The organism is Segniliparus sp., assembly GCF_051660745.1.
In the GTDB taxonomy this organism is placed as follows: domain Bacteria; phylum Actinomycetota; class Actinomycetes; order Mycobacteriales; family Mycobacteriaceae; genus Segniliparus.
Genome location: NZ_JBOFQF010000028.1, coordinates 463,169 through 485,116, shown reverse-complemented (window position 1 = coordinate 485,116; position 21,948 = coordinate 463,169). Strand labels below are relative to the sequence as shown.

Annotated in this window: 22 protein-coding genes; 8 read left to right on the top strand and 14 right to left on the bottom strand. The window is 69.9% G+C overall.

The genetic code is table 11. The features are described 5' to 3' along the window. Positions 1-15 precede the first annotated feature (15 nt). Positions 16-408: a hypothetical protein gene (locus tag ACRC20_RS09835; protein WP_438686174.1), complete on the top strand. Its 393-nt coding sequence runs from the start codon at positions 16-18 to the stop codon at positions 406-408. 93 nt (positions 409-501) lie between these two features. On the opposite strand, the gene ACRC20_RS09830 is transcribed toward ACRC20_RS09835, so the two are convergent. The 7 genes from ACRC20_RS09830 to ACRC20_RS09800 are packed head-to-tail and all read right to left on the bottom strand — an operon-like array spanning position 502 to position 8,313. Then, entirely contained in the window at positions 502-2,325 is a 1,824-nt protein-coding gene (locus ACRC20_RS09830; RefSeq protein WP_438686173.1) for a phospholipase C, read from the bottom strand. Between the two features lie 56 nt (positions 2,326-2,381). Further along, entirely contained in the window at positions 2,382-3,611 is a 1,230-nt protein-coding gene (locus tag ACRC20_RS09825) for a Dyp-type peroxidase (protein ID WP_438686172.1), read from the bottom strand. After that, on the bottom strand, positions 3,608-4,729 hold the full coding sequence (locus ACRC20_RS09820; RefSeq protein ID WP_438686171.1) for an EfeM/EfeO family lipoprotein: 1,122 nt from the start codon (positions 4,727-4,729) through the stop codon (positions 3,608-3,610). Before ACRC20_RS09820 ends, ACRC20_RS09825 begins: the two co-directional genes overlap by 4 nt. A 31-nt stretch (positions 4,730-4,760) precedes the next feature. Beyond that, on the bottom strand, positions 4,761-5,204 hold the full coding sequence (locus ACRC20_RS09815) for a nitroreductase family deazaflavin-dependent oxidoreductase (protein ID WP_438686170.1): 444 nt from the start codon (positions 5,202-5,204) through the stop codon (positions 4,761-4,763). 9 nt (positions 5,205-5,213) lie between these two features. Further along, the gene (locus ACRC20_RS09810; RefSeq protein ID WP_438686169.1) at positions 5,214-6,767 is read right to left on the bottom strand and encodes a GAF domain-containing protein; all 1,554 of its coding nucleotides are present in this window, start codon (positions 6,765-6,767) and stop codon (positions 5,214-5,216) included. A 3-nt stretch (positions 6,768-6,770) separates the two neighbouring features. Continuing rightward, entirely contained in the window at positions 6,771-7,433 is a 663-nt protein-coding gene (locus tag ACRC20_RS09805; RefSeq protein WP_438686168.1) for a response regulator, read from the bottom strand. Beyond that, positions 7,423-8,313, bottom strand: a complete 891-nt coding sequence (locus ACRC20_RS09800) for a universal stress protein (RefSeq protein ID WP_438686167.1) — start codon at positions 8,311-8,313, stop codon at positions 7,423-7,425. Before ACRC20_RS09800 ends, ACRC20_RS09805 begins: the two co-directional genes overlap by 11 nt. Before the next feature lie 159 nt (positions 8,314-8,472). Between ACRC20_RS09800 and ACRC20_RS09795 the strand changes: the two genes are divergently transcribed. From ACRC20_RS09795 to ACRC20_RS09770, 6 genes are all read left to right on the top strand, one after another. After that, the gene (locus ACRC20_RS09795) at positions 8,473-9,309 is read left to right on the top strand and encodes a hypothetical protein (RefSeq protein ID WP_438686166.1); all 837 of its coding nucleotides are present in this window, start codon (positions 8,473-8,475) and stop codon (positions 9,307-9,309) included. 118 nt (positions 9,310-9,427) lie between these two features. Further along, positions 9,428-9,928, top strand: a complete 501-nt coding sequence (locus ACRC20_RS09790) for a WXG100 family type VII secretion target (protein ID WP_438686165.1) — start codon at positions 9,428-9,430, stop codon at positions 9,926-9,928. Beyond that, on the top strand, positions 9,928-11,367 hold the full coding sequence (locus tag ACRC20_RS09785) for an alpha/beta hydrolase (RefSeq protein WP_438686164.1): 1,440 nt from the start codon (positions 9,928-9,930) through the stop codon (positions 11,365-11,367). Before ACRC20_RS09790 ends, ACRC20_RS09785 begins: the two co-directional genes overlap by 1 nt. After that, the gene (locus ACRC20_RS09780) at positions 11,367-11,876 is read left to right on the top strand and encodes a hypothetical protein (protein ID WP_438686163.1); all 510 of its coding nucleotides are present in this window, start codon (positions 11,367-11,369) and stop codon (positions 11,874-11,876) included. Before ACRC20_RS09785 ends, ACRC20_RS09780 begins: the two co-directional genes overlap by 1 nt. Then, positions 11,873-12,400: a hypothetical protein gene (locus ACRC20_RS09775; RefSeq protein ID WP_438686162.1), complete on the top strand. Its 528-nt coding sequence runs from the start codon at positions 11,873-11,875 to the stop codon at positions 12,398-12,400. The genes ACRC20_RS09780 and ACRC20_RS09775 overlap by 4 nt, the downstream gene beginning before the upstream one ends. A gap of 45 nt (positions 12,401-12,445) precedes the next feature. Then, positions 12,446-12,913, top strand: a complete 468-nt coding sequence (locus ACRC20_RS09770; protein ID WP_438686161.1) for a DoxX family protein — start codon at positions 12,446-12,448, stop codon at positions 12,911-12,913. Here ACRC20_RS09770 and ACRC20_RS09765 read toward each other — a convergent pair. After that, complete coding sequence (locus ACRC20_RS09765) at positions 12,844-14,355, bottom strand: flavin-containing monooxygenase (RefSeq protein ID WP_438686160.1); 1,512 nt, start codon at positions 14,353-14,355, stop codon at positions 12,844-12,846. The genes ACRC20_RS09770 and ACRC20_RS09765 overlap by 70 nt on opposite strands. Next, positions 14,352-15,242: an SDR family NAD(P)-dependent oxidoreductase gene (locus tag ACRC20_RS09760; protein ID WP_438686159.1), complete on the bottom strand. Its 891-nt coding sequence runs from the start codon at positions 15,240-15,242 to the stop codon at positions 14,352-14,354. Before ACRC20_RS09760 ends, ACRC20_RS09765 begins: the two co-directional genes overlap by 4 nt. Before the next feature lie 150 nt (positions 15,243-15,392). On the opposite strand from ACRC20_RS09760, the gene ACRC20_RS09755 reads away from it, so the two are divergent. Beyond that, a complete protein-coding gene (locus tag ACRC20_RS09755) occupies positions 15,393-16,052 on the top strand; it encodes a TetR/AcrR family transcriptional regulator (protein ID WP_438686158.1) in 660 nt (219 codons plus the stop codon). On the opposite strand, the gene ACRC20_RS09750 is transcribed toward ACRC20_RS09755, so the two are convergent. The 5 genes from ACRC20_RS09750 to ACRC20_RS09730 are packed head-to-tail and all read right to left on the bottom strand — an operon-like array spanning position 16,049 to position 21,932. Continuing rightward, positions 16,049-16,750 (bottom strand): TetR/AcrR family transcriptional regulator, encoded by a 702-nt coding sequence (locus ACRC20_RS09750; protein WP_438686157.1) that lies wholly within the window; start codon positions 16,748-16,750, stop codon positions 16,049-16,051. The two genes, ACRC20_RS09755 and ACRC20_RS09750, sit on opposite strands and share 4 nt — an antisense overlap. 10 nt (positions 16,751-16,760) lie before the next feature. Further along, a complete protein-coding gene (gene atzF / locus ACRC20_RS09745) occupies positions 16,761-18,428 on the bottom strand; it encodes an allophanate hydrolase (protein WP_438686156.1) in 1,668 nt (555 codons plus the stop codon). Continuing rightward, positions 18,425-20,401, bottom strand: a complete 1,977-nt coding sequence (locus tag ACRC20_RS09740) for a 5-oxoprolinase/urea amidolyase family protein (protein WP_438686210.1) — start codon at positions 20,399-20,401, stop codon at positions 18,425-18,427. Before ACRC20_RS09740 ends, atzF begins: the two co-directional genes overlap by 4 nt. A 50-nt stretch (positions 20,402-20,451) precedes the next feature. Further along, a complete protein-coding gene (locus tag ACRC20_RS09735; protein ID WP_438686155.1) occupies positions 20,452-21,078 on the bottom strand; it encodes an urea amidolyase associated protein UAAP2 in 627 nt (208 codons plus the stop codon). Further along, positions 21,075-21,932, bottom strand: a complete 858-nt coding sequence (locus ACRC20_RS09730; RefSeq protein ID WP_438686154.1) for an urea amidolyase associated protein UAAP1 — start codon at positions 21,930-21,932, stop codon at positions 21,075-21,077. Before ACRC20_RS09730 ends, ACRC20_RS09735 begins: the two co-directional genes overlap by 4 nt. Positions 21,933-21,948: the final 16 nt, after the last annotated feature.

The following is a 21,948-nucleotide window of genomic DNA, read 5'->3' as shown; positions in this document are numbered from 1 at the left end:
ATGAAGAAGACACGTATGCCAAGCAGGGCGGAGCCTCTCGCGACCGCCCTCGACGCGCCGCCGCACGACAGACTGTTGAGGCGCTCGCTCGCGAAGGCGCTGCTCGCGATGAGCGCCCTCGCGGTGCCGCTCGCACTCGCCGAAGCGGGCGCGGCAGAGGCCGACCCGCAATGCGTCAGCGGACCGCTCGGGCAGGCCTGCGTCGAAGGCCCGACCGTGGCCGTCAACCCGCCGCAGGTCTGGACCGGCCCGCCGCCGGCCGGCGCGCAGCAGTTCGGCGCACAGCAGATGAACCCGCCCCTTCCGCCTGCCCCGCCGGGCGGCTGGAGCGCGCCGCCGCCGCCGTTGTACTGGAACGGCTTCTGGTACCACTGGCAGAACAACCGCTGGGAGCCGTTCGGCGCATAAGCCGACATCCGGCCCCGGTGCCCAGCGTTGAACCCCGGCCCTTGAACCCCGGCCCTTGAACCCTGCCCTTGAACCCTGCCCTTGAACCCTGGGTCAGCGACCCCTGCGACGGAGCAGAACCAGACCGGCGGCTACGAGCACGAGGACCACGACGCCCGCGACGATCGCCCAGGTCTGCTGCCACCACGGCGCAGCGACGGTGCCCGGATGGTGCGCCGATCCCTTCGCCTTGTTCACAAAGGGATGGTCTTCGGCCTCGTGCAAGTGGCCGTCGGCCGCGACCGCCCCGGTGTCCTCGCGGAGCAGCAGATGGTCGACTCGCGGCGGCGCGGCGAAGTCGAACATCTCGTTGATCGGCTGCGCCCGCTCGTCGAAACGGTCCGGGCCGAGCCTGCCGAGGCCCCAGTTGTCCTGGATGAACTTCGTGACCGATGTCTGCTCGGTGTAGGTGTGGTCGACGAAGTTGCGCTTCGCGTAGGGCGAGACCACCAGGAGCGGCTGGCGCGTGCCGGGGCCGCAGCGGCCCTGCTGGCCCGCCAGCGGCGGGTGCGCGGCGGCGAAGTCGCGGCACCACACGTCGTCCGCGCCCGGGTCCTCCTCGTAGGCCGCCGGGTTGTCCGAGCCGTTGAGCAGGACCGGGGCCTTGTGGTCGTACCAGCCGTCCGAGTCGTCGTACGCGATGACGATCGCGGTGTCCTTCCACGCCGGGGACTGCTGGAGGGCGTTGATCCAGTGCGCGATGAAACGGCCCTCGTCGATCGGGTCCGAATAGCCCGCGTGCCCGTCCTGGTACTGCGGCGGCTTGACGAAGCTCACGGCGGGCAGGTCGCCCCGCGACAGCGCCGCCTGGAAATCCGCGAGGTCGTACTGGTGGTTCGCCTGGCCTTCGTGCCCGATCTCCTCAGGAGACTTCGGCGGCAGGTGGTGCGGGTTCGCGGTCTGCTGGAAGTACTGGAAGGGCTGGTGGTGCGGCGAGTAGTCGTCCGCCGGGTTCCCGCCCACGTTCTTGTGCCCGGTCTTGCAGATCGCCCGGTCGCCGTCGCGGCTCGACGGGCGGAAGCCCGCCTGGAACCAGCCCCAGGAGACGCCTTTCTCGTTGAGCTGGTCGCCGACGTTCTTGGTCCCCGCCGCGAAGCCCGCCAGGTTGTCGTCCGTGGACTGGTCGTTGCGGTTCGAGCAGTCGTCGAACGCCGGGTCCGGGTCGTCCACCATCGTCCCGACCCCGTCGGCGTTGGGAGCCTTCACGAATTTGTCCGGCTTCGGGGTCGGCTGCCCGTTCTTCGGCCCGAACGAGCGAATGCCGTAGGTGGTGCCCGCCACGAGGTTCACGTGCCCAGGGGTGGACGGGCCGAAGACCGAGCTGTAGCTGTTGTCGTTCAAGGCGTAGTGCTGGGCGTAGTTCCAGAGCGCAGCCACGGTGTTCCCGTCGTAGTAGCCCATGTTCAGGCCCCTGCGCTCCAGCATGTTCTTGCCCTTGCTCGAGCACTTGTCCTTGCTCGCGGTCTCGAAGGACTGGTCCATCTTGCCGCCGTTCGCCGCGCGCTGCTCCGCGTCGTACTCGTGGTTCTGGTCGCAGGTGACCGCCTGGTCCGGGGCGAGCCGGAACGGCTTCTCCGCGTTCGGGTTCGACTCCCCCAGCAGCCCGTCGTGCTCCAGGGTCGCGACGTCCGTCGGCGTGGCCGGGTCCGCGACGAATTTCGGCGCGTCCTCGTCGGATCCCTGCAGCTTCTCCCCGTCGGCGTTGGCCGCGTGCGGGTAGGTCGCGAAGTAGTGGTCGAAGGAGATGTTCTCCGGGAAGATCACCACCAAGTGCTTGATGGGCGTCGACGTCGACTCGTCCGCCGACGCGGACGAGGCCATGGGGAGCGCGAGCGCCAAAGCCGACACGAGCGCGATGCGCAGAAGTTTCACCGTCACGTCCTACCTTCCGTGGATGTCGGCGTCACTGTAACAGCACTCTGTGACAGGTTTGTTCACCCTTGTTCCAGGAGCGCCCTGCCGAGGTGGTCCCGCTCGTCCCGCGCCCCCGGCAAGGCGAAGAAATAGCCGCCCCCGAAGGGCGCGATGTAGTCGGCGAGCGGCTCGCCGTCGAGCCTGCGCTGGATCGCGGCGAACTGGCGCTCGACGTCCTGCTGGTAGCAGGTGAAGACGAGTCCGAGGTCCAGATTGCCGTTCGAGTCGAGGCCGCGCGAGTAGTTGTAGGCGCGGCGCAGGATGCGCGAGCCGTCCGTCTCGGCGGTGCGCGGGTTCGCGAGGCGGATATGGCTGGTGAGCGGGATGATCTTGCCCGCGGGGTCGCTCGCGTAGTCCGGATCGTCCGTCTCCGCGTTCCCGGTGAGCGGGGCGCCGCTGGCGCGGTCGCGGCCGAATATCTGCTCCTGCTCGCCGATCGAAATCCGGTCCCAGAACTCGACGAGCATGCGGATCAGCCGAACCACCTGGTAGCTGCCGCCTTTCGTCCACGGCTGGTCGTCCGGGGCGGCCCACACCAGGCCTGCCGTCTCATGCGGGCGCGCGGCGTCGGGGTTCGCGGTGCCGTCCTTGAAGCCGAAATGGTTCCGGGGCGCCCCGTCCGGGCGCGCCGGGGCGGTCGAGCCGTCGATCTTCCAGTTCAGCTGCATCGCCCCCCTGGTGTGCCGCGCGATGTCGCGCAGCGCCCGCAGCGTCGCGTCCTGGCTGTCCGCCGCGACGACCAGGCTGAGGTCGCCGTGGCACCAGGCCGGGTCGAGGTCGTCGCCCTCGAACGGCTCCATCCGGGCCAGCCTCGCGGGTTTTCGTCCCGCGAGGCCGTAGCGGTCGTCGAAGAGCGAGGCCCCGACTCCCAGCGTCACCGTCAGGCCCGATGGCTCCGGGGTGGGGCCGAGCGTGCCGGGGTCCGCGGGCACGTCGCCGATGCCGGTGGCGGTCGGGGCTTTGCCCGAGACCAATGTCCGTGCCCGGTCGGTGATGGCTTTGAAGAGCTCGGCGAGCTCTTTGCGGTCTGCGGCGAGCACGTTGGCGCTGGCGACGACGACGGCAGGCGCGGGCTCGGCGAGAATGCCCGCTTGGTGCTCGCCGTGGAAAGGGGCCGGGCTCGGCGGCCTCGGAGCCGTGGGCTGCTCGGCGCCGCAGCTCGCGAGCGCGCCCGCCGTCGCGACGGCTCCGCCGAGCAGCAGAGCCCGCCTGCCGAGCTGAGGCCCGGCCGCCGCGCCCGGATCGGTCATCGCGACCTCCGCACGTCGCAAATGGCGGCGACTTTCGCGAGGTGCTCCGCGAGCTGGCCGAACGCCGCGTTCAAGCGCTGCTGCGCCGCCTGCGCGAGAGGATTCGCCCGTGGCGTGCCCGAGACGAGCGCACCCGCTGCGTCGAGCTCGCCGCGCAGCTGGTCGAGCGACGCGAGGCGGGGGCGCAGCAGCGGGCCGAGGAGGTCGAGGAGCTCGCGCACGCCGTCGAGGTTCGCGGCCAGTGTCGCGAGCATGCTGCGCGAGCCGTGGTCGTCTCGCCCGGTCAATGTCTTCTCGATCGAGTCCTCGACGATCTCGTGCGCCCGCAGGCCCAAGTCCAGCGGGTCGACTTGGGCGCTCGGGAAGTCCTTGGCGAGCGCGTCGACGGCTTCGGCCAGCTCGTGCCCGGCTGCGGCGGGGTCGCCTCCGGCCGATCGCTCTTGGCCGGGCCAGAGGGCGGCCTCGCTTTTCGCGAACGCGTCCTCCACCGCTTTTCCCGCGTCGCCGAACGCATCGTACGCTGCGCCGAGCGTCTCGTAGCGCCGATGCGCGGCGAGCCAGCCCGCCCTGCCAGCCTCGCCGCCCGAGGCCGTCCGCCGGGCCTCGTCGCCCAACCGGGGCAGCTGCTCCGCGACCCATCGCTCGTAGGCTCGGACCGCCGGGTCGAGGTCTTGGACGCTGACCGGCAGAACCGCTTGCGCCGAATCGGGCCCGCCTGCCGCCGGGGCGGCGCCCGCCACTGCGAACACGTCGCTGTACATCACGCGACGCTCTTCGAAGTAGCAGGCGTAGCGGTAACGGCCAGGAGCCAGCCGGACCGGCTGGGCGCGCGTCGTCGCGGGGCCGACCGGCTCGATCTCGAACACCGCGGCGGGGCTGTCCGGCAGGACGATCCGCAACTCCAGCGCGGCAGCCGAAGTGTTCGTCACCGCGAGGACCTGCTCCCCCGGCGCGGCTCCCGGAGCAGGCACACAGCCGTCCCCCGCCGCGCGCACCTCGGTCACCGGCAGCCCCGGCCACAACGCCGCCCAAGGCGAGCGAGCGGCCCGAGCGTCGGAGCCGCATCCGGCGGCCACGAGCAGCAGGCAGCCAGCCAGTCCGAGCGGTTTGGGGATCACGCCTCCCCCTATCTCAAAAAGGAACGCCGTCTCAAAGAGAACGCTTGGCGAGCAGGAAGACCGGGATGAGCCGGTCGGTCTTCTTCTGGTACTCCGCGTACGGCGGGTAGACCTCGACGCCGCGCTGGAACCACACGTCCCGCTCGTCGCCTTCGATCTCGGTCGCCACCACGTCGGAGACCTCCGTGCCGTCCTGCAGCACGGCTTCGGGGTGGGCCTTGAGGTTGAAGTACCAGCTGGGGTGCTTCGGGTCGCCGCCCTTGGACGCGATGGCCGCGTACTGCCCGTCGTGCTCGACGCGCATGAGCGGGGATTTGCGGACGGCTCCGGTCTGCGCGCCTTTCGTGGTGAGCAGGATGACCGGAGCGCCGCCGAGGATGTCGAGGCTCGGCGTGCTCCCAGTCGCCTCGATGGTCTCGACGTGGTCGTTCACCCAGCCCCACGTGCTTGGTTTGTATTCTCCGCTCAGTGCCATGCGGCCAGTCTACTCAAGCGGCGCGCGCCAAACGAGCCTCGCCCCGCCGAGCCTGGACGGCCCGACCGCGAAGGATCCGCCCGCCTCCTGCGCTCGTCGCTCAAGATTGCTCAATCCGCTGCGCCGGGCTCGCTCGGGGACCCCGACCCCGTCGTCGGACACGTCCACCACCAGCTCGTCCGCGACAGACACATCCACGAAGACCTCGGAGCCGCACGAGTGCCGGACGGCGTTGCTCACCGCTTCGCGGACCACGGCCTCGGCGTGCTGCGCCAGCGGGGCCGACACCACGCCGAGCGGCCCGGCCAGGCGGGACACGACGCGCAGCCCCGAGTTCGCGGCGAGATCCGCGACGATGCCCTGCAGCGTCGCCCGCAGCCTGGCGGAGCCGGACCGCTCCGGTTGGAGCTCGAAAATGGTGGCCCGGATGTCTTGGATCACCTCGTGCAGCTTGTCGATGTGGTCGTCGAGCCGATCCGCGAGCAGGGGCTGCTCGGCCATCCGGCGCGTGCCCTGCATTCCGAGCCCGACCGCGAAGAGCCGCTGGATGACGTGGTCGTGCAGGTCGCGCGCGATCCGCTCCCGGTCGGCCAGCAGCTCGAGCTCGCGACGGCTCTCTTGCTCCGCCGCCCAGCGCAGGCCGAAGGCCGCCTGCTCCGCGAACGAGCCGAGCAGGCGCATCTCGTCGTCCTCGAACGGCGCCGCGCCCGGGTCCCGCGCGACGAGCAGCGTCTTGAGCCGGACATGCCCGGCCCGGATCGGCGCGACCAGCACCGGGCCCGCTCCCGAAGCCGCCTCGCCCGGCCCGAACCGACGCGGCTTCCCGTCTTGGACGAGATCTCGCAACCGCGCCTCGTCCACTCGGGACAGCCCGGACGGCACCCGCCCTTCGCGGGCCGCGACCCCGAACGGCTCCACGTCCGAGTCCGGGGCCAGCACCGCCGCGAACGAGGACTGTGTGAGGCCGAGCGCGCGCTCGGCGACAAGGCGCAGCACCTCGCGGCGCGGCGTCTCCGCCAAGATCGCCTCCGTCACCTCTTTCATGGCCTCAAGCCATCCCCTCCTGCGCCGGGAGTCCTCGTAGAGCCGGGCGTTGTCGACAGCCACGCCCGCCGCCGCGGCGAGCGCGAGGACGAGCCGCTCGTCCTCGTCGGTGAACAAGCCGCCGCGTTTCTCCGTGAGGTAGAGCCTCCCGAAGACCATCCCGCGCGCCATGATCGGCACGCCGATGAAGGACCGCATCGGCGGGTGGCCGTCCGGAAAGCCGACAGAGGCCGGATGGTCTTTGATGTCGGCGAGCCGCAACGGCTTCTGGTGCTCGACCACAGCGCCGAGCACGCCGCCGCCGAGCGGCAGGTCCCCGATCTTTTTCCGGACCTCCTCGTCGATCCCCTCGTAGATGAACTCGGCCAAAGTCCCGTCTTCGCGCAGCACCCCCAGGGCGCCGTACTCGCAATCGACCAGGCCGACGGCGGCTTGGACGATCGCGCGCAGCGTCACCGGCAGTTCGAGGCCCGACGAGACCGCGAGCACCGCGTCGATGAGGGTGTTCGGCCCGGCCATCGCTTAGCGCGCGTTTCCCGGCGCCCCGCCGCTCACCGCGATCACCGCGGCCTGGGTCCGGCGCTCCACCCCGAGTTTGGCGAGCAGCTTGGACACATAGTTGCGCACAGTCTTCTCCGCGAGGAACATCCGCTGCGCGATCTGGCGGTTCGTCAGCCCCTCCCCGATCAGGTCGAGCAGCACGCGCTCCTGCTCGGTGAGGCCCGCGAGCGGACCGGGGTCGGGGGCCCCCGAGCGCAGCTGCCGGATCAGCGCCTCTGCCGCCCGGTTGTCGAGCAAGGAGCGCCCCGAGCCGACGGCGCGCACCGCCGCGACAAGCTCCATCCCTTTGATGTCTTTGATCACGTAGCCCGCCGCTCCCGCGAGGATGGCGTCGGTCATGGCTTGCTCGTCGGTGAACGAGGTGAGCATGAGGCACCGAAGCTCCGGCAACGCGGAGCGCAGCTCGCGGCACAGCTCGACTCCGTTCCCGTCCGGCAGCCGCACGTCGAGCACGGCGACGTCCGGCACGGCGGCGGGGATCCGCGCGAACGCCTGCGCGGCGGACCCGGCCTCGCCGACGACGACCAGGTCCGGCTCCTGTTCGAGCAGATCGGCGACCCCGCGCCGGACCACCTCGTGGTCGTCCACCAGGAACACCGAGATCTGCGGGCCGTCAGCGCTCATGGGCGATGACGACCGGGCAGGGGGCATGGTAGATCATCGCTTGCGCGGTGGAGCCGAGCACCGTCGCGACCAGCTCGCTGTGGCCCCTGCTGCCGACGACCAGCATCTGGGCGGAGGCCGCGCGCTCCAACAGCGCGTGGTTGGGCCGGTCCCTGGTGATCTCGGTGCGCACCTGCACGTCGGGATACTTCTCCCGCCAGCCCGCAAGCTGCTCGGAGAGCAAGACCCGTTCCTTGACCTCGATCGACTCCCAGTCGATGAGCAGCGGGTAGGCGTACACGCCGCCGCTGTCCGACAACGACTCCATCCAGGCGTGGACCGCCAGAAGCTCGGCGCCCCGCCACGAGGCCTCCTCGAAGGCCACCGCCACCGCGAGGTCGCTCGCCTTCGAACCGTCGACCCCGACGACCACCGGGCCGCCCGGCGACTGCGACGGCTCCGCATGGCCGCGCACCACCGCGACCGGGCAGCGCGCCCGGTGCGCGACGGCCACAGCGGTGGAGCCGACGAGCATGCCCGTGAACGCGGTCTTGCCGGTCGACCCGAGCACCACCATCCGCGCGCGCTCGGAGGCGTCGACGAGCGCCCCGACCGGGCTGCCCGTTCTCACCTCCACCTCGAGCGGCAGCCCCGGGCACTCGGCGGCGAGCTGCTCGCCGAACTCCTCGACAAGCTGTTTCCCCTCCTCCTCGATCGCCCAGACGAAGTCGCCGTCGAAGAGCACGCCCGCCGCGCCGAAATGCGGCATGCTGACCGCGTGCAGCAGGACGCACGGGATGTTCTCGCGCAGGGCGATCTGCGCCGCCCAGCGCGCCGCCTGTGCCGAGGACTCCGATCCATCGAAGCCGACGACGACCGATGGCGAATTCGAATAGGACATGGCCCGTTCCTTTCCTCACAGCTGTGACCAGCATTTGCGTGCCCTCTGGAGGCCTCCCTAGCGACGCTACGCCCCGCGTCTGCCGCCCCGCAGCGAGCGGAAGTCCTCGTCCCCGAGGGACTTATGGCCTCACTTTCCAGGCGGCGTAGCCTGGTTGGCGTGACGCAACCGACGGATCTCGCCCCGCACCGTCTGGTGCTGCCCGCCGACGAGCTGGCCCATCTCGTCGACGTGCTCGGCTGCGACCTGCCGCCGAGCTGGCGGCCGAAGACACCCGATCCGACGGCGGAGCAGCTCGCCGCGCGCAGGCGCGGGCTGGTGGAGCGCAGGGCCATGACGGCAGAGGGCTCCGGGGCGGCGGCGGTCCATCCCTCGGTCGCGATGAACCTGCACGTCCTCGCCCGTCCCCAGGCGATGCTCGCCACCACCGCCCATATCGGGTCGCGCGGCGTGCGCAGCTTGCACGCGGTCGCCGGAATCTTCGGAGCCTCGCTCTTCCAGCTCGACGGCGGCAAGCTGGAGCTCTCGTTCTTCCCCGCTGTCGATCTCGGCAAAGAGCTCGCCCGCGCGGTGCCGCCGGAGGCGGAGAATGCGGCGGACCTCGCGAAACTCTTCGGCGACGAGCCTCGCGAGCCGCTTACCGGGACGCTGCCGCTGCGCGCCGTCGAAGAACTGGGCCTCGCGGTGACGCTGCGCGCGGCAGACCCGCCCGGAGTCGGCGCGGTGCTCGAAGCGCTCGCCCTGCCCGAGTCCCAGGACCGACTGGCGGGCCGTCTCGCCGACGAGACCGACGGCCTCCTCACCTGCGACTTGACCGGACGCTCGGCGACCGGACCCGTCGCGGACCGGATCGTCTGGCTGCATGCCGCAGGCTCGTGGATCGGCCTGCGGCCAGACATGGGCGAAGGAGGCGAGCGGCTCGTCCAGCTCGAACCGGCCCAGCCTGGCGCGCTCGGCGTGTGGGCGGCGGGGTTCCTCGCCGCTGTCCTCTCCTGATCTTTGGCCGAAACTCGATGGAACCGAATCAGGCCGGGCCGCGTCTAACCTGACAAGTAGCGTGCCCTGCGCGGGTAAACTGTGGCGTAGTCGACAGGCCGAGAGACGGAGACCAGCAATGCCTTTCTACGGCAACCCAGACGATCTCGACAGGATCGCCTCGGAGATCAACAGCCAGGCCTCGCATGTCCGCGACCGGGCGACGGAACTGGTGAACAAGGCCGGGGCCATGCACTGGCACGGGATCGCCGCCGACCGGTTCCGGACGCTCGCCGGGGAGGACCGGGACAAGCTGGACACGTCGAGCGAGGGCTTGGACCACGCTGCGGACGAGCTGCGCAAGCACGCTCAGACCGTGCGGGAGCGCCTCGCGCTGATCAAGAAGTTCGAGGAGACGGTCGGCGACTGGTTCCACAATGCGGTCTCCTGGTTCAACAACGCCGTGCACGAGATCGCCAGCGGGGTGAAGTCCGTGTGGAACCACTTCTTCGGCAGCGAGGAGTCTCGGCCCACCGAGCCGTGGGCAGGCCTGAAATACGACCCGAACAACCTTCCCGAGGCGGGTCACAAGGACTGGATCGAGGTCGGCGAGTACATGCGGAAAAACGGGAAGATCTGATGGGCGACCCCTCTGGCAGCTCCATCCCCGACACAAATATCCGGGTTTCCGGCGGCGCCGGCGGCACCTCTGCGGTGTTCGAGGACTTCGGCGAGATGGGCAGGCTCACCGACGACGTCGGCGCGGACGCGCTCACCACTGCGGGGAAGGGCCACAAGTACCTCGCGGATCCGAACGTCATCGCCTCGGCGGTCCTCGACCCGGTCGGCGCCGCGAAGTTCGAGGGCGCGATGCTCGGCGCGCTCGACGGGCCGAAGGGCCTCACCGCCGTGGCCGGGGTCATCGAACTGCGCTCCATCGCGCTCCGCGCCGCCGAAGCCGGGTACCAGTTCGCGGACGAGGCGAATCGCCAACTCCTCGCGGACCTGGAGTGGACCCTCGCCGCGGCGGCTCCTGGAGCACTGCCTGCCGAGCTCATCGGCATCCTCGGAGTCGCCACCGGCTCGGCGCTGGCAGACTACATCAAAAACGGCGGCGACATCAGCAAGCTCAAAGACGACGAGATCAAGGCTCTGCAGCGCCTCATCGTCGAACACCCCGGCCTCGTGGACGCCGCAGTGAACATGGCTCCGGGAATGTTGTCCAACCTCCAGGGCTTCCCTATCGACCTTCAGCAAGGCGCGGCAGAGATCGGCCTGCTCTACCCTGACGGCACTCCCAAGCTGACTCCCGTGGACAAAGAAGGCCATCCGATCCCCGGCGGGGTCGTTGCGTCCACACCTTCCACATCGCCGAAGAACCTCGGCGACATTGTCGGCGGCCTTGCCGCCGTCAACGCGAACAGCACGACCGGAGCGAATATCGAGGTACGCAAAGTGACCGGCCCGGACGGGAAGCCCCGCTACATTGTGGATGTGCCTGGCACAAAGGAGTGGAACGTCACACAAGACCCGAGCCTCAAGCCAAACGTCAACGACTTGGGTACGAATATCCGAGGCCTTTCCGGCCAGGAAACCACTCTGCAGAAAGACATAGAGAAGGCCATGCTCGCCGCAGGGGTCAAGCCAGGCGACCCTGTCATGATGGTCGGGCACAGCCAAGGCGGCATCGTCGCGGCGAACGCCGCCGCCGACTGGGTCAAAGAAGGCAAATACAACGTCACCAACGTCGTCACCGCAGGATCTCCGGTGGGCCTCGTGGATATGCCTGGAAGCGTCAAAGTCCTCTCCCTTGAGAACAGCGGCGACATCGTTCCCCACCTCGACGGGCGGAGCAATCCGGACACGAGCAACTGGACAACGGTCACTTTCGACCATCAGACTGGTACCGTTGGCGGCAACCACGACATGGACTACAACGGTTACGCGCAAGTCGCCAAGAATATTTCCAACAGCTCCGACCCTTCGATCTCCGCGTTCAACCAATCGCTCACAGACAACGGCTTCACCACCGGGACAAGCACCGACGACTACGAATTCCGAGGCGAAAGGACACCGTGATGGCACGCGGCGGAAGATTGTGCAGTCTCGCTGTTCTCGCTTTCGCCCTCGTATCGTGCGGCAGGGATAGCAACCACACGCTGGCGTACTGCCAGCAGCTCCGGGAAAAGCTCGCCCCCGACGCGACGATTTCGTCGGTGGACTGCGACGGGGCCCTCGGCGGGACGAACGCACAATACAAAAGCGGTGTCCGACTCACCATCACGGTATTCCCTGGAGCTGGCAAACAGGGCGATTCGATCGCGCGGCACGCGGCGGCAGAAATCTGGCAAGCGCATCGCCCCGAACTTGCAGCCCTCATCACCGTCGTCGAAGGAGCGCAGGTGCAGACTCAACCCGGATCGGACCGAGCGACGCTCTCCCCATCCCTCGCGTCACAGCCGATGCCAACCATCTCCTATCTGATCCCGCTCTTCCAGACCAATGGAAACTTCGCATCGCTCCCCGATCGGGCCCTCTATAACGAATTGCAAGGCAAATACGGTCCGCAGAAGAAGCTGTCGGCATGATCCCACAAGTAAAAAAGCTCCGCTCTTTCGCCGTCCTGCTGCTCGCGACCGCGTCGCTCGCTGTCGCCTGCCAGGACAATCGAGTGTTCCCCCTCGGGGACAAGATCGTCTCGCTCCTGCAGGGTCGTCCGGAGGTGGCTGACGCGATATACCAGTACCGGCCGAGAGGCGGTGAGGGCGAAGCCCCTGGGATGTCCTTCACCGTGTACCTCAAACGCAGTCCGATCGTCTTCCCCCAAGTGCGCCCGATCGTCGAAGCCGCCGCCCAAGAACTCTGGAGCACGCCCTCGAATATCGAGGATGTCGAATTCTCCTTCGCCCCGACAGTGCCGTCGCAGCCTTCGCATACCTCCGGTGCGAACCCCACAGGCGACATCGTGGTGTCAATGTCGCTGCCCTCTCACACTGGGACAGTCAAGACCTCTGGAGACCAGGAACCACAGGCCGCTGCGGACGGGGAGATGTTCGTCGCAGACCTCTTGAACGGACTACAGAGCAAATACGGCCCGCACAAGACCAGCTGAGCTGGGCGTTGTGCAGTGCATCGACGCTGGGGTATAACCGAGCCCATGGCCACATCATCGGACCACATTCGCGCGACACAAGACCGCGCCGTCGGCTACGCGCTGTTGCGGCTCGCGATCGGCATGAGCATGCTCGGACACGGGCTGATCCGCATCGTGCGATTCCCCGAATTCCACGCCCACCTGGTCGGCGACTTCGCGAAATCGCCCCTGCCCGCTCCCCTGGTCTCCCTCTTCGCCGACGCGCTGCCGTTCGTGGAGTTCGCCATCGGGGCGTTGCTCCTCGTCGGCGCGCTCACCAGGGCCGCGCTGATCGCGGGCGGAGCATTGATGACAGCGCTCGTCTTCGGGTCGAGCCTGATCGAGCGCTGGGAGCCCATCGCGCAGCAGCTCGGGTACGCCGCCTTGTTCGCGGCGCTGCTCGCCTTCCTCCCCCACAACCGCTACTCCGTCGACGCGCTCCTCGCCCGCTCCCGGCGCGACGGCTCCTCGGACTCGTACGTCACCTCGTAGTCCGACTCGTCGGGCGCCGTCAGCATGGCTTTCATCGTCTTGCGGTCGTAGGGCCACAGGTCGACGGAGCCGTCCTGGTTGAAGTACCAGGAGTTGCATCCGGTGTTCCACACGGTCGGCCCGAGCGCTTCTGCGACCCCCTCGTTGAAATGCTTGGCCGCCGCGTCGGTGACCTCGACCGTCCGCACGCCGTCGTCGCGGAACCGGCGCAGCCAGTGCGTGATGTACTTCGCGGTGAGCTCGGCCGAGTACTGCAGCGGCACCGAGCCGGTCGGCGAGTTCGGGCCGAGCACGGTGAACAGGTTGGGGAAGCCGGGGATGGCGGTCATCTGGTAGGCGCGCGGGCCGTCCGCCCACGCCTCGTCGATGCTCAGCCCGTCCTTGCCGCGCAGGTCCATGGGCCGCATGTAGTTGTGCGCCTTGAACCCGGTGGCGAGCACGATGACGTCGACAGGGCGCTCGCGCCCGTCGTCCGTGCGGATCCCGGTCGGGGTGACCGACGCGACGCCCTCGGTGACGAGTTCGGCGTTGGGCTTCACGATCGTCCGGTAGTACGTGCCGGAGACGACCTGCCGCTTGCAGAGCGGCTGGTAGTCCGGGGTGAGCTTCTCCCGCAGCGCGCGGTCGCGGACCAGCACGCGCAGCGACAGCCTCGCGTAGGCCTGGACCAGCTTGCGCCGCCAGCTCGGCCGGATGACCACGTCGGTGAAGAGGTTCGCGGCCTGCAGCGCCACCGCGTAGACGGCGCGCCGCAACAACGGGGCCCCGGCGAGGACTCGGGAGACCAAACGCGGCTGCCGCACGGTCATCGGAGCCCAGATGACCCACTGCGGGCTGCGGACGAAATGGGCGATCGACCGGGCTGCGGGCTGCAGCGCCGAGACGACCTGGACTCCGGTGGAGCCGGTGCCGATGACGGCGATCCGCTTCCCTTCGGTGGCCACGGAGTCGTCCCAGCGCGCCGTGTGGACGACGGGGCCTTCGAAGGACTCCAGCCCAGGGATGTTCGGAACAGCCGGGTGGTGCAGCACGCCGGTCGCGCAGACGACGAAGTCGGCCTCCTCGACGTGGCCGTCCCGGGTCTCGACCCGCCATCGCCCGCCGGTGAACTCGGCGGCGACGACTTCGCTGTTCAACCGGATGTATTTGTCGAGGCCGAGCCGGTCGACGACGTCCCGGTGGTAGCGCTGGATCTCCTCGCCGGTCGCGCAGACCTGCGACCAGTCCGGCTTGAGCGCGAACGAGAGCTGGTAGATCTGCGACGGGACGTCGCAGGTCAGCCCGGGGTAGCGGTTCCAGTGCCACACCCCGCCGACATCTGAGCCCTTCTCAAGGACGACGAGGTCGGTGAAACCCGCCTGGACGAACGTGTGGGCGGTGGCGATGCCCGCCATGCCCGCGCCGATCACGCAGACGCGGGGGTTGCGAGTCGCTGCGGTCATCGGAGCTCTCCTGTCTCTGCGGCGTGCTTGCCCGCCTGGCGGTCGATCCGTTCCTGGTAGGCGCGCCTCCCCACGGGGTCGGTCTTGAGCGTCCTCCGGTCGTCGATGATGCGCCTGCCGAAGTTCACGACCGCCTCCGGCAAGAAAGCGAGGAGCGAGGCCGGGTAGAAGAGCCAGCCGGGGACGGAGGCGCGGGCCCGCCGGTGGCGCAACGTCGCGGCGATCGCTTTCGCCACGTCCTCCGGCTCCACCTTCAAGAGGCTGCTCAACGGCATCGCGGCCCCGGAGGCGAGCTCGGTGTTCACCGCAGAAGGAAGGATCGTGGAAACGGTGACCCCCGTGCCCCGGTACTCGGCGCGGGCGGCGAGCGAGAGGCCGACCGCCGCGAACTTGCTCGCGTTGTAGGTGACCGCGCCCGGGGCGACGACGACGCCGAACAGCGAGGCCACGTTGACGATGTGGCCGTGGCCGCGCGCGAGCATACTGGGAAGGACTGCCCGCATCCCGGCCAGCACGCCCCGCACGTTCACGTCGAGGATCAGATCGGTGGTGGCCCATGGCTCCTGCTCGAACGCGCCGAGCGGCATCACGCCCGCGTTGTTCACCAGCACGTCGATCGGGCCGCTCACCTCGTTGACCGCCGAGACGAACGCGTGCCACGACTCGGGGCTGGTCACATCGAGGTGCGCGCTGCGCACGATGGCTCCGTGCTTGCCGGAGATCGCCGCTGCGGCCTCCGCCGCCACATCGGCGTCCACGTCGCCGATCCACACCGTCGAGCCGAGCGAGGCGAGCAGCTCGGCCGCGGCCCTGCCGATGCCCCGCGCGGCTCCGGTGATCACCACCACCGCGCCATCCGGCTGGATAGGTTTTGCCCTCTTGACCACAGCACGACCTCCTCGGGCCCGCGTTCTGCGCGCTGTTGCGCGCATGACTCACACTACTCGCCAGCCAGATAGCCGACACTCACGGAGTCTAATGGTATTCAGATACTCTTAGAATGTCAATAGTCTCCCCACACCGGCTACCATCTGCGTATGCCTCGATTGACCAGGTCCGAACGACAGGCCCAGACCAGGGCCGAGCTGCTCCAAGCCGCCAAGGCGCGGTTCCTTGCGACGGGATACGCCGCGACGACCTTGGAGGACATCGCCGAGGACGCCGGGTACTCGAAAGGCGCGGTCTACTCGAACTTCCCCGACAAGCCGACGCTGTGCGGCGAGGTGCTCGACCTGATCCACCGCGAGAAGACAGCCGAGGTCGAGGCCGTCCTCCACGGCGGGGAGACTCTCGACGGGCGTTTGTCGGCTTTGACGAAGTGGCTCGACACAAGCCTCGGCGACATCGGCTGGACCATGCTCGAATTCGAGTTCGTCGTGCTGTCGCGGCACGACCCGCGCCTGGCGCAAAAAATCGTCGAACTCCGGGCGGACGCGCATCGGACGATCGCCGTCGCGCTGCGCGACGCGGTCGCCGATCTCGGCTTCGACTCGGACGAGGCCTCGATCAGCAAGCTCCTCGAAGACGCGGCGGACCTCGTGCTCAGCACCGGGATCGGGCTCAGCGTCCAGCGCGCGGTCGACCCCTCCCTCGCCACCCGGAAGATCGCCGACATGACCCACGACCTCATCGAGTTCGTCACCGCGCAGATCGAAGCCGAGAGCGAGAACACCCGCGAGGCCGAAGCGAGGAGCTAGGCGATGAGCGCGTCGAGCAGCGCGAGCGCCTGCGCTCGGATGGGCGCGAGCCCGCCCGAACAGCCCAACATCCGCAACACGGCGTCGGCGATCAGCTCTGGCGACATCCCCGGCCCGCCAGACGGCTGGGGCCCGTTGGCGAAGTCCCCTCTCGTGATGATCACCGACTCCACCAACCGGAACGGCAGGCGGCACATGTCGACCGGGCAGCCAGACTCTGCGGCTGCCTCCAGCGCGAGCGCCTCGTAGCGGCCGCGCAGCACGGCCCGTTTGGCGTGGAATGCCGCGAAGCGTTCGCCGCGCACCTCCGGCAAGAGGTAGAGCGCGCCGAGGTTCCATCTGCTACTGCCCAATTGGGCGCTATCGCTGAACGCCAAGGCGTACAGCCGCACGGGCGCGGGCTCCTCCCGGCCCGCCAAGCGCTCCGCCAATGCGACCGCCACGTCGACCGTCTGGCCGAGCAGAGCCGTCAGGATGTCCTCTTTCGAGTCGAAGTAGTGGTAGAGCGAAGCCTGCCGGAAGCCCGCGAGCTCGGCGATCTTCCGAGTCGACACGCTGCCGTAGCCCTCGGTGGTGAACAATTCTGCCGCCACGTCGAGGATCTCCTCGCGGGCGGTCTCGCCGCGCCGGGGCAAAGCGCTCAGACGCGGCCTGCCGGGGGTCCTCATGCGTTCCGTGCCGATACCTTCAGCGCCCATGCGTATCAGCCTAGAGCGCTCCTGCGGCGACCGCGTCGCGCCACCCGCCGAACCGCGTGATGTCCTCGGCGTCCGCCGCCGCCACGGCCTCGCAGCCGAAGCCCGTGGCCCAGGAGCCGTCCTCCAACAGCACAGAGCCGAGCAGCATCGGGCTCGGGAGGTCCGAGAGGAAACGCCCCAGAGCCGCCGGGGTCAAGAGCCACCGCTCGCCGAGCACGCTCGCTCCGCCGTCCGCGACCCGGACCAGTCCAGGCTTGGGCGGCGTGGTGTCCAACGACTTCAGCCGATAGCACGCCGCCGTCCGAACCTCGCCAGCCCATCGCGCCCCGAGGCCGATCAGCTGGTGCTCCAACGGCATGCCGCGCAAATGCGCGCCGAAGACGACGAGCTGCGCCCCAGCCGGGGTCCAGGGCGCATCGACCCGCTCCCCAGTCAGCCGTGCGGCAATGTCGAGGACGGCGGCGTCGTCGAAGGCCCGCCCGAGCACGGTCACCCCGAACTGGGCGACGTCGTCCGCCGGGCCCGCGACGCCTGCGGGGACCGAGGCGGCGCACATGTCGAAGAGGTTGCAGAAATTCGTGTACACGCCCATGGCCGAGTTCACGCCGAGCGGATCGGCCAGCACCTGCGCGATCGTGGGATGGCAAGGAGCGGTCGGCACGACGAGCGCGTCGAAGCCCTCCAACGATCCCATCGAGCGCTCCCGGAGCCGGGCCACGCGCTCCCGGTCGGCGAGCAGCTCGGCGGCGCTGACGGATTTCGCGCGGGACACGATGCCCCGCACTGTCGGGTCGCATTCGTCCCAGTGCGCCTCGACGAACTCGCCCACCGCGTCGTATCGCTCCGCGACCAGGCCGCCGTCGTAGAGCAGCCGCGCCGCTTCGAGGAACGGGCCGAGGTCGACCGCCTCGACCTCGACGTCTGGGATCCGCGCCACGGCGGCGTGGAACGCCTCCCGCCACTGCGCGTCCAACCCCACGAGCTCGCGGGGCACGGCGATCCTCGGCCTCGCGGGCGCGGCGAGGCGGCGCGACTCCGGCCACGGGCGCCCGCCCGCCCGCGCCATCGCGGCCATCGCGGTGTTCGCGGAGACGACCGTCCGGGCGAAGACCGTGACGCAGTCGTAGGAGCGGCACGCGGGGACCACGCCTGCCGTGGAGACCACCCCGACAGTGGGCTTGACGCCGACGATCCCCTGCAGGCCCGCGGGCACGCGCCCGGAGCCCGCCGTGTCCGTGCCGATGGCGATGTCCGCAAGGCCGAGCGCCACCGCGACGGCGGAGCCGGAGGACGAGCCGCCGGAGACGCGGTCGGGGCGGCGCGCGTCGCGCACTGCCCCGTACGGGCTGCGGACGCCGACTAAGCCGGTGGCGAACTGGTCGAGGTTCGTCTTCCCGAGCACCGTCGCCCCTGCCGCGCGGAGCGCCGCCACGACGGGCGCGTCGGCCTCGGGCCGGTAGGCGTAGGCGGGGCACCCCGCCGTCGTGGGCAGCCCCGCGACGTCGACATTGTCCTTCACCGCCAGCAGGAGCCCGGCCAACGGCCCCGAGGCGGCCGCGACATCGCGCTCGACCTCTTCCTGCGGGCGCAACGCCGTCCAAATCTCCGGGCGGTCGACCTCCGCGATCCGCTCGTACGCCGCTGCTGCTCTCCGACTCGTGTGAACTCCGATGCTCATGCGAACTCCCCCGCTCTGGACCACGCCTCGCGCTCGGCCTGGAATGCGGCGCGCTGCCGGATCTGGAACGCGTCGATGGACTCCGCCTGCTCGGCGAGGAACCCTCGGTGCTCGGCCAGCGAGAAACTGCCCTCCTCGATCCGCACGCCGCCGTCGCCTCGGCCAGCGGCGAGATCCGCGCGCAAGTCCGCGAGCTCCTCGGCGCTGACCGGGCGCCAGCTGATCCGGTCGAAGAACCGCAAGAGCCACGGGACGCCGGGCTCGAACCGCCCGGCGGGCTCGGGGTGGCGGTGGTTCCACATCTGGACGGTCCGGCCGACCAGCTGGTAGCCGCCGGGGCCCTCCATGCCGTAGACGCACAGGTACGCGCCGCCGATCCCGACGGCGTTTTCCGGCGTCCACGTGCGGGCCGGGTTGTATTTCGTGGTCACGAGGCGGTGGCGGGGGTCGGTCGGCGTCGCGACCGGAGCCCCCAGATAGACGTCGCCGAGCCCGAGCACCAGATACGAGGCGTCGAACAGGATGCTCCGCACGTCCGCTGTCGAGTCGAGGCCGTTGATCCGCCGGATGAACTCGATGTTCCACGGCAGCCATGGGGCCTCCGCGCGGACCCCGTGCCGGTAGCGCTCCATCGCCTCGCGCGCAGAAGGGTCGTCCCAGGACAGCGGCAGCGACACCGAGCGGCTCGGCAGCACCAGCCCTTCGGCGTCCTCAAGACTGTCCTCCAACTCGGCGAGCTGCGCCAAGAGCTTCGACGTCGGCAGCTTCTCGGGGTCTGTCTGGATCTGCAGCGACCTGATGCCGGGGACGAGCTCGACCAGTCCCGGCATGCTGGCGGACAGCAGCCGCTGGTGCAGGAGGTGGACCCTGGCGCGCAGCGCCAGATCCAGCAGCATCGGACCGTACTCGACCAGCACGGCGCGCTCGCCGCTGCGCCGATAGGTGACCTCCGGGCGCCCGCCTTGCCCCTCCCTGCGGGCCAGCACCCCGTCGTCGCCGTCGCCCCGTGACGAGAACACCGCCGACCACGAAGCCCGCCGCGCAGGCCCGAGCGAACGCGGCGAGGCCGCCTGCTGCGCCCTGACCGGCACGAACCGCACCGTGTCTCCGGCCTTGAGCTGGCCGAGCTTCCAACGGTCGGCGGCGGTCACGGTCACCGGGCAGACAAAACCGCCGAGGCTCGGCCCGTCCGGGCCGAGGAGGATCGGGGTGTCCCCGGTGAAGTCCAGCGCGCCCACCATGTACGCGGTGTCGTGGATGTTCGACGGATGCAGCCCCGCCTCGCCGCCGTCGGCTCGCGCCCATCTCGGTTTCGGGCCGATCAGCCGCACCCCGGTGCGGTCGGAATTGAAATGCACCTCGTAGTCCGTGGCAAAGAGCTGGTCGATGTCGGCGCGGGTGAAGAACTCCGGGGCCCCGTGCGGCCCTTCGGCCACCGCGAGATGCCACGAAGTGGTCATCGCGGGGATCAGCCCGTCCGCCAGCGCTTGCCCCGGCGCTTGCGGCGCGGGGCCGATGCGGAGCTCGTCGCCCGCGACGAGGAGACGGCCCTCGTGCCCGCCGAACTGCCCGAGCGTGAACGTGGCCGCGCTGCCGAGGAACGCGGGCACGTCGAACCCGCCCGCGACGAGCAGGTAGACCCGCAGGCCCGGCCCTTGCGCGCGGCCGATGGACAGCACAGCGCCCGCAGGCACCCGCACCGCCTCCCATTGGCGGACCGTCCGGCCATCCACGGCCACCGGCGCGGGCGCGCCTGCCACGCACACCACGGCGGGCTCGGAGAACGTCACGCTGGGGCCGACGACGACCGACTCGAGTCCCGGCGCGCCCTCCGGATTGCCGAGCACCCGGTTGCCGAGCCGGAACGAGAGGTCGTCCATCGGCCCGCTCGGCGGCACGCCGACCTGCCAGTGCCCGATCCGTCCCGGCCAGTCCTGCACCGCCGTCAGCATGCCGGGCGAGAGCACGCGCATCATGGTCTGCGCGGCCTTGGCCAGCGGCTCGCGCGCGGGCGCGGTCGCCGTCATCGGGCCACCACCATCCGCACCGGCGTGGGGTCGAACCCGTTGCAGGGGTTGTTGATCTGCGGGCAGTTCGAGACCAGCACCAACACATCCTGCTCCGCGCGCAACGAGATCCGTTTCCCCGGCGCGGAACGCCCGTCCACGATCCCGAGCGTCCCGTCCTCGTCCACCGGGACGTTCATATAGAAGTTGATGTTCGACACCAGGTCCCGTTTGCCGAGCCCGTGCTTGGCCCCTTCCCGCAGGAAGTTCTCCACGCACGCGTGCTGGTGCTTGGTGTGCTGCCCGTAGCGCAGCGTGTTGGATTCGCGCGAGCATGCTCCGCCGATGGTGTCGTGCCCGCCGACCTCGTCGAGCACGATCGTCATGAGCGCTTGGCCGTCGTCGGCGCGAAGCACGCTGCCCTCCGTGAGGAAGAGCGCGCCCTGGCCCGCCACCGTGGCCTGGGCGTTGTACCGGACCGCGTGGTCGTGCGCCCCGTAGACCAACGTGTCCACCGCCTGGTTGCCGCGCAAGTCCACAATGGTCAACACGTCGCCCGCCGCGACGACGGCGCTCCACGGCGCCCTGGCGGGCACGACTTCGTCGAGCACGACGGTTTGGCCGGAGACAACGGTGACAGTCATGCTCGAGTCCTCTCAATCAGCCGTGCCGCGTCCGTCTTCGCCGCGGCCCAGGCGTCTTCGGTGTTCTGCGCGGCCCGGACGTACTCGGGCTCCTCGCTCCAAACCCGGTCGAGCTCCTCGCTCGCGTCCCAGGCGAGGACCCGGACCGGGCCCGCCCGGTAGTCCGGCGACGGGTCGAGCGGATGGGGCGCAGTCGCCAGCAGCACGATCACGGGCAGATGCAGGAGCAGGTCGACGCAGGCCCCCGGCCCCGCCGTGCCCGTGCTGCGCAGCGAGCCGTCGGCCAGGGCCGCGACCCCGTGGAAGAAGGAGACGCAGGGCGCGACGTCCCGTGGTCCGAGCCCATGCTTGGCCGCCGCCACAAGGAGCAGCTCCCGGCCCGCCGGGCTCGCCGACCAAGCCTCGCCCGCGCCGTATTTCGCCTCGTTCCCCATGCGCGTCGAGACTCCGCAGAACGCGTCGTGCCGCCCGGAGCCGTCCAGGACCACGGTGGCCAACAGCCGTCCTTGGTCCGAGAGCAGCGGATGCCCCGCGCCGAGGTAGGCCTGCCAGGGCACCTTGACCGTGTCCGCGACATTGAGCCGCTCCCACGGGGCCTCCGCTCGATACAGCAAGACGCTCGCGCAGGCCTGGCCAGCGAGGTCTGTCAGCCGGAGCCGAGTGCCCCGGGCGAGGACCTTCGTGGCGTACCCCCCGCCGGGGACAGTCTCGGCCCAGGTCATGGCCTGCGGCTCGACGCCCTCCGGAGTCCAGGGGCTCTCGCTCGCGGGGACCACCGGCATCGCCTCGGCGATCTGGCCCGCTTGGCCCCGCGCATGCGCTCGGGCGCTCTTCGTGGTGTCTGTGGCGCTCATCCGCCGTCTCCTCTCT